The organism is Labrenzia sp. THAF191a (assembly GCF_009363335.1).
Lineage (GTDB): Bacteria > Pseudomonadota > Alphaproteobacteria > Rhizobiales > Stappiaceae > Roseibium > Roseibium algicola.
In genome coordinates this window covers 891374-904194 of sequence record NZ_CP045333.1, presented here as the reverse complement: position 1 = coordinate 904194, position 12821 = coordinate 891374, and the positions used below count along the sequence as shown (strand labels likewise).

General features: G+C 60.8%; 10 protein-coding genes. 2 read left to right on the top strand and 8 right to left on the bottom strand.

Translation table 11 applies throughout. The features are described 5' to 3' along the window. Positions 1–42 precede the first annotated feature (42 nt). The 8 genes from gyrB to mutM all read right to left on the bottom strand — a co-directional run bounded on the left by gyrB (position 43) and on the right by mutM (position 10174). On the bottom strand, positions 43–2496 hold the full coding sequence (gene gyrB / locus FIV05_RS04190) for a DNA topoisomerase (ATP-hydrolyzing) subunit B (protein ID WP_152504884.1): 2454 nt from the start codon (positions 2494–2496) through the stop codon (positions 43–45). Between the two features lie 132 nt (positions 2497–2628). Beyond that, positions 2629–3777, bottom strand: coding sequence for a DNA replication/repair protein RecF (gene recF, locus FIV05_RS04185; protein WP_152508758.1), 1149 nt, complete (start codon positions 3775–3777; stop codon positions 2629–2631). A gap of 38 nt (positions 3778–3815) precedes the next feature. Continuing rightward, the gene (dnaN, locus tag FIV05_RS04180) at positions 3816–4934 is read right to left on the bottom strand and encodes a DNA polymerase III subunit beta (protein WP_077291059.1); all 1119 of its coding nucleotides are present in this window, start codon (positions 4932–4934) and stop codon (positions 3816–3818) included. Between the two features lie 260 nt (positions 4935–5194). Further along, on the bottom strand, positions 5195–6670 hold the full coding sequence (gene dnaA / locus FIV05_RS04175) for a chromosomal replication initiator protein DnaA (protein ID WP_075281739.1): 1476 nt from the start codon (positions 6668–6670) through the stop codon (positions 5195–5197). Positions 6671–6824: 154 nt separating this feature from the next. After that, the gene (locus FIV05_RS04170) at positions 6825–7235 is read right to left on the bottom strand and encodes a rhodanese-like domain-containing protein (protein ID WP_152508757.1); all 411 of its coding nucleotides are present in this window, start codon (positions 7233–7235) and stop codon (positions 6825–6827) included. 674 nt (positions 7236–7909) lie between these two features. Next, positions 7910–8176: a 30S ribosomal protein S20 gene (gene rpsT, locus FIV05_RS04165; protein ID WP_022999146.1), complete on the bottom strand. Its 267-nt coding sequence runs from the start codon at positions 8174–8176 to the stop codon at positions 7910–7912. 175 nt (positions 8177–8351) lie between these two features. Beyond that, complete coding sequence (locus FIV05_RS04160; RefSeq protein WP_022999145.1) at positions 8352–9125, bottom strand: enoyl-CoA hydratase; 774 nt, start codon at positions 9123–9125, stop codon at positions 8352–8354. A gap of 155 nt (positions 9126–9280) precedes the next feature. After that, positions 9281–10174 (bottom strand): bifunctional DNA-formamidopyrimidine glycosylase/DNA-(apurinic or apyrimidinic site) lyase, encoded by an 894-nt coding sequence (mutM, locus tag FIV05_RS04155; RefSeq protein WP_152508756.1) that lies wholly within the window; start codon positions 10172–10174, stop codon positions 9281–9283. A 295-nt stretch (positions 10175–10469) separates the two neighbouring features. On the opposite strand from mutM, the gene ubiE reads away from it, so the two are divergent. Together ubiE and ubiB are read left to right on the top strand one after the other, a co-directional pair. Continuing rightward, positions 10470–11219, top strand: a complete 750-nt coding sequence (ubiE, locus tag FIV05_RS04150; RefSeq protein ID WP_031268716.1) for a bifunctional demethylmenaquinone methyltransferase/2-methoxy-6-polyprenyl-1,4-benzoquinol methylase UbiE — start codon at positions 10470–10472, stop codon at positions 11217–11219. 3 nt (positions 11220–11222) lie between these two features. After that, entirely contained in the window at positions 11223–12803 is a 1581-nt protein-coding gene (ubiB, locus tag FIV05_RS04145; RefSeq protein ID WP_152508755.1) for a 2-polyprenylphenol 6-hydroxylase, read from the top strand. Positions 12804–12821: the final 18 nt, after the last annotated feature.

Sequence of the window (12821 nt, the reverse complement as noted above, 5' to 3'; positions counted from 1 at the left end):
AAGCGGCGCAAAGCGCCGCTTTTTTGTTTGTTTTCCAGGGCCTTAGATGTCGAGGTTGGCCACGGCCAGGGCATTTTCCTGGATGAATTCGCGCCGCGGATCGACCTCGTCTCCCATCAGTTTGGTGAAGATGTCGTCGGCGTCGTCCGCCTCGCGCACCTTCACCTGCAGCAGGGAGCGGACATTCGGGTCGAGCGTCGTTTCCCAGAGCTGTTCCGGGTTCATCTCGCCGAGACCCTTGTAGCGCTGCAGCGAGATACCCTTCTGGCCGGCGGCGTAGATCTGGTTCAGCAAGGCGCGAGGCCCCCGAATTTCCGTCGAGATATCCTTGCGCCGCAAGACAGCGGCCTTGCCGTAGATCTCGTTCAGATGGGCTGCATGTGCTGCAAGACGGCGTGCGTCCGTGGAGCCAAGCAGGGCAGCGTCAATCGTTGCGGCTTCCTGCACGCCGCGAACCATCCGTTTGAACACAAGGCTGCCATCGTCCCGCGCTTCGCCGGTCCAGCCCCGTTCGAATTCGTCTGCCAGGATGTCCATCCGGCGGGCGATATAGGCGGCAGCTTCCTCAGCCTTGCCCTGATCGTCCAGGATTTCCGGTGTCAGCGCACCCGCAATCGCGGCCTGTTCGACAACATCGCGGTTGTAGCGTGAATGCAACCCGTCGAAGATGTCGGAAATGGTCCGTGCGGTTTCGGCGACGGCACGAAGGTCCTGGCCGGTGCGAACCTCGCCATTGGCAAGCGTCAGCGAAGCTTCGTCCAGACCCTGTCCGATCAGATAGTCTTCCAGCGCCTTCTGGTCTTTCAGGTACTGCTCGGACTGGCCGCGCTTGACCTTGTAGAGCGGTGGCTGAGCAATATAGATGTAGCCGTTTTCGATCAGCTGCGGCATCTGGCGGAAGAAGAACGTCAGCAGCAGGGTGCGAATGTGCGCGCCGTCCACGTCAGCATCGGTCATGATGATGATCTTGTGATAGCGCAGCTTCTCGACGTTGAATTCTTCCTTGCCGATGCCGGTTCCAAGCGCCGTGATCAGCGTGCCGATTTCGTTCGAGGACAGCATCTTGTCGAAGCGTGCCCGCTCCACGTTGAGGATCTTGCCGCGCAGAGGCAGCACGGCCTGGTTTTCGCGGTGACGGCCCTGTTTGGCCGAGCCACCCGCGGAATCACCCTCCACCAGGAAGAGTTCGGCCTTGGAGGCGTCGCGCTCCTGGCAATCGGCAAGCTTGCCGGGCAGGGAGGCGATGTCGAGGGCGCCCTTGCGGCGCGTCAGTTCGCGTGCCTTGCGGGCGGCTTCACGCGCGGAGGCCGCTTCCACCACCTTGGAGACGATCGTCTTGGCCGGCGCGGGGTTTTCCTCAAGCCATTCGCTCAGGATCTGCGAGATCAGGTTTTCGACCACCGGACGCACTTCGGAGGAAACCAGCTTGTCCTTGGTCTGGGACGAGAATTTCGGATCCGGCACCTTGACGGAAAGAACGCAGGTCAGGCCTTCGCGGCAGTCATCGCCGGAAAGGTTCACCTTTTCCTTTTTCATCAGGCCGGTTGCTTCCGCATAGCCGGTCACCTGCCTGGTCAGCGCAGCCCGGAAACCGGCAAGGTGGGTACCGCCATCGCGCTGCGGAATGTTGTTGGTGAAGCAAAGCACATGTTCATGATAGCTGTCGTTCCACCACATGGCGGCTTCGACCGTGATGCCGTCACGCTCGGCCCGCATGTTGATCGGCTCCTCGATCAACGGATGTTTGGCACGGTCCAGATAGCGCACGAACGCTTCCAGGCCACCTTCGTAGAACAGCTCCTCGACCTTGTCCTCAACGCCGCGCTTGTCCGTCAGGATGATGCGGACGCCGGAGTTCAGGAAGGCCAACTCGCGCAGCCGGTGTTCCAGGGTGCTGAAATCGAACTCGGTCTTGGTGAAGGTTTCCGGTGACGGCAGGAAGGTCACCTCGGTTCCTTTTCTGCCGTTGGCCGGACCAACCACCTTGAGCGGTGCCTGGGCATCGCCATGGGCGAAGGTCATGGAGTGTTCTTCGCCGTTGCGCCAGATGCGCAGTTCCAGCTTTGTCGACAGCGCATTGACCACGGAAACGCCCACGCCGTGCAAGCCGCCGGAGACCTTGTAGGAGTTCTGGTCGAACTTGCCGCCCGCATGCAGCTGGGTCATGATGACCTCGGCAGCCGACACGCCTTCTTCCGGGTGCAGGTCCGTCGGGATTCCGCGGCCGTTATCGGATACCGTAACCGATCCGTCCGGATTGAGCGTCACGGTCACGTGGTCGGCATGGCCGGCCAGCGCTTCGTCGATGGCGTTGTCGACCACCTCGTAGACCATGTGGTGCAGACCGGAGCCGTCATCGGTGTCGCCGATATACATGCCGGGCCGCTTGCGCACGGCATCGAGGCCCTTGAGGACCTTGATGCTGTCGGCGCCATATTCGGCACCGCCATTGGTTTCGGGGGTCGGGCTGCTCTCAGGCGTGGACGTGTCGCTCATGCGAATCAATCACCAATCGATTTATCTTTTCCACCCCCGTTATACGGGGTTCCGGCGGGGGTTCAACCACGTGCCGGCCATAGCCAAGCCAGCGAAGGGATTCTGGTGGAAAACCATAAGATTCCGGCGGATTTAAGGGGCCTCGCCTCGCTTCAGCAGGCGGCCCTGGTGCTCCCGGATCTCAAACACTTCGGCTTCCGCCGGCAAAGCCTCGAAAAGGGCCTCGTCCGTACCGGTCATGAAGACCTGTCCGCCAAGGGAATCCAGCTTCGAAAACAGGGCCGAACGACGGTCGGGATCGAGATGCGCGGCGACTTCATCAAGCAACAGGACAGGCGTCATCCCCGACACCTTTGCCGTCAGTTCGGCATGCGCAAGGATAAGGCCTATCAGTAGCGCTTTCTGTTCCCCGGTCGAGGATTGCGAAGCCGGCATCGCCTTGGCCGCGTGGTGAACGGTGAGATCGCTCAGATGCGGTCCGTTGAGCGTGCGCCCGGCGGCCCGGTCGCGGTGTCGGCCGTCCTGCAGCATCTGGCGGTAGCGATCCTCCCGGTCGGAGGCGCTCAAACCGGCGGTTTCCGCCTCGAAGGCACCTTCAAGGGAAACCGAAGCATGGGGAAACGGCAGGTCCTGGGCTGCCTGGCCGGCGATCATCCGGCTGAGCAGATCAACGGTCTCTGCCCTGGCGATGGAGACGGCGGTGCCGAGCTCGGCTACCTGCTGTTCCAGCGCGCTGAGAAAGGCATCGGAGCCACCCTGATCGAGAAGGCGATTGCGCTGACGAAGGGCGTTTTCGAAGTCGCTGACCCGGCGGCCGTGGGTCGGGTCGATCGCCAGCGTCAGCCGGTCAAGAAAACGGCGACGGTCGGAACCCGGGCCGGTGAACAGCCCGTCCATCGACGGCACGAGCCAGAGCACCCGCATGTAGTCCAAAAGACTTTCCGAGCCGCGAACTTCCTCGCCGTCGATACGCACCTTGCGTCCGGAGGTGCCGGCCACCAAACCTGTACCGATTTTGGTTTCGAACCCATCCAATAGAACTGTTGCGGCAACACTCCAGCTGCCATCGCCGTCGTTGCGCGCTATGTCGGCAAGGGCCGCCCGGCGCAGGCCGCGGCCGGCAGTCAGAAAGGATATGGCTTCCAGAATATTGGTCTTGCCGGCGCCATTGGGGCCGACGAAGGCGACCATCCTGGCCGCCATCGGCAATGTCAGCGTGCTGTAGTTGCGGAAGCCGGTCAGCGACAGACGGGTCAGCCGCGCCGTCCGGTAATCTGTCATGACCCCACTTCCGCTACTGATTGGGCGTGCCGGCTAGATCAGACCCGCATCGGCATGAGAACGAACAGGCAGTCGTCAACCGTGTTGTCCTGAATGAGGGTCGGCGAGCCGCTGTCCGCCAGACGGAACAGGGCCGTGTCGCTCGACAGCTGGTTGGCAATGTCGAGCAGGTAGCGGGAGTTGAAGCCGATTTCCAACGGATCGGCATCATATTCGACGGCAAGTTCTTCCGTCGCGCTGCCCGAATCCGGGTTGTTCACGGTCAGCACCAGGCGACCTTCGGTCAGCGACAGCTTGACGGCACGGCCGCGTTCGGAGGAGATCGTCGACACGCGGTCGACAGCTTCCTTGAACTCGTCCCGGTCGACGCGCATTTCCTTGTCGTTGTTCTGCGGGATCACCCGGCCGTAGTCCGGGAAGGTGCCGTCAATCAGCTTGGACGTCAGGATGACGGAGCCGGTCGTGAGGCGGATCTTTGTATCGGAAAGCTCGATCTGGACGTTGGCTTCCGGGTTCTCGAGCAGTTTCTGGATCTCGCCAACGGTCTTGCGCGGCACGATGATACCCGGCATGCCGGCCGAACCGGAAGGCGCCGGCACTTCTGCCTGGGCCAGACGGTGGCCATCTGTGGCAACAGCGCGGAACTGGAGACCGGAGCCCGCGTCTACCGTGTGCAGGTAGATACCGTTCAGATAGTAACGGGTCTCTTCGGTCGAAATCGCGAACTGGGTCGCGTCGATCAGCTTGCGGATATCGGCGCCGGTCAGTGCGAAACCGTGACTGAAGTCGCCCGCGGTCAGGTCGGGGAAGTCGGTTTCCGGCAGCATCTGCAGGGTGAACTTCGAGCGACCGGCGCGGATTTCCAGCGTGGCGTTGTCGCTTGTGGTTTCCAGAACCACCTGCGAGCCTTCCGGCAGCTTGCGAACGATGTCGTAGAACATGTGTGCCGGAACCGTGGTCGCGCCTGGCAATTCAATCATGGCCGGAACGCTTTCGACGATTTCCAGATCGAGGTCCGTAGCCTTCAGGTTGATCGCGCCGCCATCGGCGCGCAGAAGAACGTTCGACAGGATCGGAATGGTATTCCGGCGTTCGACCACGCGGTGAACATGGGTCAAGGACTTGAGGAGGTCGGTCCGCTCGAGGGTCGCTTTCATACTCTCGTTCCGTACTCATGAAGCGCCTGGCTGAACTGCCGGGCTGATTGAATATTCTTGGCTCCGGTGTGGAGCGGGGTGGACGACACTGCCCTTAACCGGCTCCAAAAGCAAGGGGGCGTTCTGCCCGAACGCCCCCAATTTTGGTAGAATATCGTGTATTTTAACCTTGGTTTAGCACGATCCGGGATCAGGCTGGCGGATGCCCGTTTGAATTCAGGCAGACATCCGCAAAAGGCCCGTTTCCGAAGTTTGCCGCCTCAGGCGTCAAGCATGCGCTTGAGCAGTTCCAGCTCCTGCGCCAGGGCATAGTCGGCACGCGCCATTTCCTCGATCTTGCGGACAGCGTGCAGAACCGTTGTGTGATCCCGGTTGCCGAACCGGCGACCGATTTCCGGCAGTGAGCGCGGGGTCATCACCTTGGCAAGATACATGGCGATCTGGCGCGGGCGAACGATGGTCCGGGTACGCCGGGCCGACAGCAGATCCGCCTTGGTGACATTATAATGCTTGGAGACCACCCGCTGGATGTCCTCGATCTTCACCCGGCGCGGCTCGCTGGAGCGAACCAGGTCGCGCAGGGTCATCTCGGCCATTTCCTGCGTGATCGGCTGGTTGGTCAGCTGGTTGTGCGCGATCAGCCGGTTGAGCGCGCCTTCAAGGTCGCGGCCGGAGGAGGCAACATGACGCGCGACATAATCCAGCACACCTTCCGGAACATCGAATTGCGGGTAGGTCTTGCGGGCCGTATCGACGCGTGTGGCCAGGATGTTCCGGCGCAGTGCGAAATCCGGTTCCTGAATACCGACCACCAGACCGCCGGACAGGCGTGAGCGGACACGGTCGTCGAGAGTATCAAGTTCGGAAGGCGCGCGGTCTGCGGCCACGATCACCTGGCGGGCCCCGTCGATGAGGGCGTTGAGGGTGTGGCAGAACTCCTGCTGCACCTGCTTGCCGTGCAGGAACTGCATGTCGTCAATCAGCAGAAGATCGATCGTGCGCAGGTTCTCCTTGAAGGCCAGTGCGGACTGGGACTTCAGGGCGGCAACGAATTTGTACATGAAGTGCTCGGCCGTCAGGTAGAGCACCTTGCGACCGGACGCCCGGGCCTTTGCGGCCACGGCCTGCATCAGGTGGGTCTTGCCCAGACCGACGGAGGCATGCAGGTAAAGCGGATTGAATGTGACCGCGCCGCCGGCGGCAACCTGCCGGGCCGCAGCCAGGGCCAGATTGTTGGACTCGCCTTCGACAAAGGTCTCGAATGTGTATTTCGGATCGAGCGCCGCACCTTGCAGGACGTCACGAGCGTTGTCCGAGCTGGTCTCACCTCGGCCGAGAGCCGCGGTTGCCGCCTGGGCCCGGGTTACCTGTGCCGCGTCGGAAAGTGCGTCGGAGCGGGTTTCTGCAGTCGCCGGCTTGCTGCCCTGGGGTGCTGCGAGGCTCGGCTTGGCAATCGGGGCCTGACGTGGGCGGATTGCGCCGCGTACCGTCAGTTCGATGCGATGAACGTTGTCACATTCACGCTGCCAGAGGCCCATCAGCTGATCGTTGTAATTGTTCTGAATCCACTGCTTCAAAAACCGGGTCGGAACAGACAGACGAACGGTGCCGTCCTGATGTTCCTCGAGGTCTACACGTGCAAACCAGCTGGTAAAAACATCATCGCCCAATTCTGCGCGAAGCTGCTTCTTCACCCGTTTCCACTGTTCGGAGCCGCCTGCCTCCTGAACCTGCATGTTATCTGCCTCCTGTAAATGTGAAGAACAGTCCGCCACAGCCGTTCTTCGACGCCTTGCTGCTTTTGCAGCATTATAATGTCCCTTTTGGGACGGTTATTTATATGGCGAAGGAAAATCTCCCTTCACCTGACCCTGTCGATGGGCAGGGTAACTAACTTTGAATCCAGGGCAATCCGGCGGCCTTCCAGCCGGACTGGGTCCCACGGTGGCCATCCGGGCCGAGTGGGCCCTCGAAACCATCGGAGATATTGAAGCACTGCGTAAAGCCGGCCTGCGTCAGGGCGATCGCAGCTGCTTGGCTCCGTGCTCCGGAGCGGCACAAGAAATAGATTGGCGCGTTCCGGTCAAGTCCTTTTTTGACCAGAACATCAGAAACCGATTCCGCGAATGCCGGATTGGGTCCGGTCGACGGAAAGCTCTGCCATTCGGCCAGGATCGGCTCCTTGCCGAGCGGACGAAGGTCCGGCACCCCGACAAAGGACCATTCGGCCTGTGTGCGCACGTCGATAAGAGTTGCTTCCTGCTGCCCGGCAAGGCCGTCAAAGGCCTCCTGCGAAGTCACGTTTCCTGCATATCCACCCTGAAATTGCAAAGCCGCCCCCTTCAATAGCGTGACGCTATTGATCAAAAGTATTCTTCAAGATTTTCTTGAGAAAGAAGTAGGTTACTTCAGGCTAAATGCCTGAGTGTTCGAATACGCTAACGTATTCATTCCGTGAACTGGATTTGATGTGCTCAGCGATGGTCCGGTTTAACTTTTTCATTGTTTTCCAAGCACCGTTTTTAAGTTGGTCGCTGGTCTTACCCGCCAGCCGTATTGTTAATATACAGACCGCGACCGAAGGGGCAACAGCGGGTTTTTGCGAATGGCGGAAAGTGCTGGTTTCTCCCCCCGCGTCACTGTGTTTTTGGCCCCTGCTGGCGAGCGAGCAAATGTGTTTTACCGCAATGACTTTTCGCTCTGAAGCGCCCTGTCACATTTCAAAAACAACAATTTCAAAAAAAATTTCGGAACTGATAGCTTGACTCGTATCGAATCCGGATTGATCGCCTTCTCTCAATGGTACATGTGCGTAAATATCTGAAAAATAAACGTTTTTCCTGACACTATTATACTCGGTAGAAATTGCAATATTGCGCGTATGAGTTGTCAAATTTCGTCATCCACAAAATTGCGTGGCTAAAAAAAACCCGGCACTGTGGCCGGGTCTTTTTAACGGTCGTATGACGGGTCGGTTACGCGCTGAGTGCCTTGATACGGGCATTGAGGCGGGAAACCTTCCGGGAGGCCGTGTTGGCATGCATCGTGCCTTTGCCGGCAGCACGCATGATTTCCGGCTGCGCAACCTTGAAGGCTTCGTTTGCAGCGGCCTGATCGCCGGAAGCAATTGCTTCCTCAACCTTGCGCAGGAACGTGCGCACGCGGCTGCGACGGTCTTTGTTCGTGGCCGTCCGGCGGGCAATCTTGCGGGCCGCCTTCTTGGCCGATGGTGTGTTGGCCATGGGCTCTATCCTGATCGGTAATTGGGACTAGTGTCCGGTGGCGATCGGGACAAGGGAGCCAAAGCTGCAAGACCCGATCAAAAAACAACGGCGGCGGAAAACCGCCACCGATTGGGCGCTGCTTATAATCGCGCTTTCGGACGCCGTCAACGGCTTTATCGTTGAACGCCGTAGTTTATTTGTTCCGGAACTGCGGCGTACGTTTTTCGGTGAAGGCGCTCATGCCTTCGTTCTGGTCTTCCAGGGCAAAGAGGGCCTGGAACACGCGCCGTTCGAAGCGGACGCCTTCCGACAGGGTGGTTTCATAGGCCCGGTCGACACTTTCCTTGGCCATCATGACGACAGGCAGAGAGAAATCGGCGATCTTTTCAGCCGCTTTCAGCGCTTCTTCAAGCAGGTCGTCCGCCGGAACGATACGGCTGACGAGACCGCTGCGCTCGGCTTCTTCCGCGTCCATCATGCGGCCGGTCAGCACCATTTCCATGGCTTTGGACTTGCCGACGAACCGCGTCAGACGCTGGGTGCCGCCGGCACCCGGAATAACGCCGAGCGTGATTTCCGGCTGGCCGAACTTGGCCGTGTCCGCGGCAATGATGAAGTCGCAAAGCATGGCCAGCTCGCAGCCGCCGCCAAGCGCATAGCCCGCCACGGCGGCGATGATCGGCTTGCGGTTGCGCGAAACCCGGTCGAAGGGCGTGATCAGGTCCGTCTGATAGGCGGACGAAAAATTGTGCGGCTGCATTTCCTTGATGTCGGCACCGGCGGCAAAGGCCTTTTCCGAACCGGTGATGACGATACAGCCGATCCGCTCGTCCGCATCGAACCCGTCAAGCGCCGTGCCGAGTTCGGCAACCAGGGCCGAATTGAGTGCATTCAAGGCTTTTGGCCGATCCAGAGTGATCAGACCGACTTTTCCGCGTTTTTCGACGCGGATGTTCTCATATCCCATGTTGCCCGCTCCCAGTGCTGGAAACCGCGCCGGGCCGGATGACCAGGTCTTTCTCGAGCCCGGCTCCTGGTGCCTGCGGTTTCCTGGACGTGTACTTCACCGGCAATGCCTACCCGAGGTCGGGCGGGTCTGGCAAGCTTGACCGATAGGACAAGTCAGCTCTGGCAGGCCGGGCAGTGGAAGGTTGACCGGTTGGACTGGACCAGCCGGGCGACGGTGCCCTTGCAGCCTGGTGTCCGGCAGGCTTGGCCTTCGCGGTCGTAGACGGCAAACGAGTGCTGAAAGTAGCCAAGTGTGCCGTCTGCCTGGGTGTGATCGCGCAGCGAGGACCCGCCCGCCCGGATGGCGTCTTCCAGGGTGGCGCGGATATTGGCGGCCAGTTCTTCCGCCTTTTTTGTCGGCTTGCCTGTTTTCGTCACCAGCGTGCCGGCAGCCCGTTCCGGGCTGAGCCCGGTGCGCCAGAGCGCTTCGCACACATATATGTTGCCAAGGCCCGCAATCAGTTTCTGGTTGAGCAGGGCCGCCTTCAGCGGTGTCTTCCGGCCATTGAAAAGCCGCGCCAGTGTTTCGCCGCCAAGGTCGTTGCCGAGTGGCTCCAGGCCGAGCTCACGGAAAAAGGGATGGTCTGCGAGCACGGGACGGGCAATGAGATCCATGAAGCCGAACCGGCGCGGGTCGTTGTAGACGATCCGGGCTCGCCCGCCGTCAACGGTCTCCAGATGGAAGACGACGTGGTCGTGTTTCGGGTCCTTGCTGCGCGCATGGGCAAAGGCACCTGGCGTATCCTCGGAAAGATCGTTTTCGATCCGGAACGATCCAGACATGCCAAGGTGCATGACCAGAACATCGCCGCTGTCGACATCGCCCAACAGGTATTTCGACCGGCGCGACAGCACGGTCAGCCGTCGTCCGGTCAAGCGGTCGGCGAAACCGTCCGGAAAAGGAAAGCGCAGATCGGGCCGGTTCTGGTCGACCTTGGCAATCAGAGCCCCTTCGAAAGTGGGGGCAAGGCCGCGCTTGACGGTTTCGACTTCCGGGAGTTCGGGCATGAGAGGTCTGGTATCCGCTGTCATGGCAGGCTATAGGCCTGCGGCATATGGTTTTTGGTGGCCGGCACAGATAGCGCTTGCCAATGGCTTGTACTATGGTCCGGCGCACTTTGAAGATAGTTTCGAAACGGCAATCCGCCAGCTCTTTCAACAGGTGGCTTGTCCAACGGGTAAGAAGTGATCGAACCCGCCGCCGCCCGGCAGTCTTGGCGCGGCGCGGGGTGATCTTGGAGGCGCTTTCATGACGCAACAGGCACAGGGGCATTCGGCCAGGTCGAACCGCGCACCGGAAGAAATGCCGACCAGTTTCGGCTTTACCAAGGTTGCCGAAGGGCAAAAGCAGGCGCTGGTGGACGATGTGTTTCACAAGGTTGCCGAGCGCTACGACCTCATGAACGACCTCATGTCCGGCGGCCTTCACCGGGTCTGGAAGGACGCCATGGTCTCGTTCCTGGCACCGCCCAAGACAGCTGCCTCCAACTGGCGGCTGCTGGATGTGGCCGGCGGAACCGGCGACATCGCCACCCGTGTGGTTCGCCGGTCCAACGACACGGCCCGTGCCGTGGTATGCGACATTAACGAAAGCATGCTCGGCGTCGGCCGCGACCGGGCCGAAAAGGCCGGTCTGTCGGATCTCATTACTTTCAGCCAGGGCAATGCCGAGGAACTGCCGTTTCCCGACAAGAGTTTCGATGCCTATACGATTGCCTTCGGCATCCGCAACGTCCCGGATATTCCCAAGGCGCTGCGGGAAGCGCGCAGGGTCCTGAAGCGGGGTGGCCGCTTCATGTGTCTGGAGTTCTCCGAAGTCGACGTGCCGATGCTCGACAAGGTCTATGACACCTTTTCCTTCAACGCGATCCCGGCCATGGGCCGCTGGGTAACAGGGGACGGTGACCCTTACAAGTATCTGGTGGAATCGATCCGCAATTTCCCGAACCAGGAACGCTTTGCGGACATGATCCGCGAAGCCGGGTTCGAGCGTGTCGGCTACCGCAACTATTCCGGCGGTATCGCCGCCCTGCATTACGGCTGGAAACTCTGATACATGGCCCTTCCCGTGATGCCTTTTCTCCGCCTGGCGCGGGCGGGTTTCGTGATGGCGCGCGAGGGCGTTTTCGGCCTCGTTTCGCTTCCGGACCTGCCAGCCGGGCCTCGGTTCGCCATTGCCATGGCGCGGCTTCTGGAGCGCCGGTCGGTTCGCAACAAGCGGGCAGACCTTCGTCTGTCCGACGCGCTGAACAAGCTTGGACCGTCCTATGTGAAGCTTGGCCAGTTCCTGGCGACCCGGGCCGATGTGGTCGGCAAGGAAGCCGCACGCGAACTGTCAGCCCTTCAGGACCGGTTGCCGGCGTTCGATCATGATGCGGCCTGCGCCGCGGTGGCCGAGCAGCTCGGCAAGCCGCTGGATGAGGTCTTCGTGTCCTTCGGCGAAGCCGTTGCCGCCGCCTCGATTGCCCAGGTTCATCCGGCCGTGATCATCGATCAGGACGGCACGGAGCGAAAGGTTGCGGTCAAGGTGCTGCGGCCGGGCGTTTCCCGCCGCTTCCAGCGCGATCTTGAAAGCTACTATCTCGTTGCCCGCCTGGCCGAAAGGTTCCATCCGCCCTCACGGCGCCTTCGGCCGGTCGCGGTCGTGGACACGCTGGCCCAGTCGGTCGCGATGGAAATGGACTTCCGCCTGGAGGCCGCGGCCCTGTCGGAAATGGCCGAGAACACCGCTGACGATCCGGGGTTCCGCGTTCCGGCTGTCGAGTGGCTGCGCACCGCCAAGGGCGTGTTGACCATGGAATGGATCGACGGCCGCAAGATGTCGGACGTCGAGGGTCTCAAGGAAGATGGCCATGACCTGGAAGCGCTGGGGGCTGCCGTCATCCAGAGCTTCCTGCGCCACACGCTGCGCGACGGCTTCTTTCATGCAGACATGCACCAGGGCAATCTCTTCGTTGAGCCCGACGGCACCCTGGTTGCCGTCGACTTCGGCATCATCGGCCGTCTCAACAAGCGCGAACGCCGGTTTCTGGCAGAAATCCTGTTCGGCTTCATCACCCGCAACTACAGACGGGTGGCGGAGGTGCATTTCGAGGCCGGCTATGTGCCTGCGCATCAGGATGTCGACATGTTCGCCCAGGCGATCCGTGCCATCGGCGAGCCTATCCACGGTCACGATGCCAGCGAAATCTCCATGGCCCGCCTGCTGACCCAGCTGTTCGAAGTGACGGAACTCTTCGAGATGAGCACCCAGACCCAGCTGATCATGTTGCAGAAGACCATGGTTGTGGTCGAAGGCGTGGCGCGTTCGCTCAATCCCAATCTCGACATGTGGCGGACGGCGGAACCCGTTGTCGGCACCTGGATCAAGGACAACCTTGGTCCGGTCGGCAAACTGCGTGATGCCGGCGATGCGCTGTCGGCACTGGCGCGCATTGCCAACGACATGCCGCTCTTTGCCGACAGGATCGGTCGGATGTCGGAAGAGCTGGAAAGGATGACACAGGGCGGCCTCAGGTTCGATGACGAGACCGCAGAAGCAATTGGCCGTGCAGAGGCACGTCACACCCGCTCGGGGCGGGCTGCCTTGTGGGTCATTGCAGCCTGTGCGGTCGTGGCGACCTACATGCTTTTCTGAGGCTCGGTTGGCACGCTG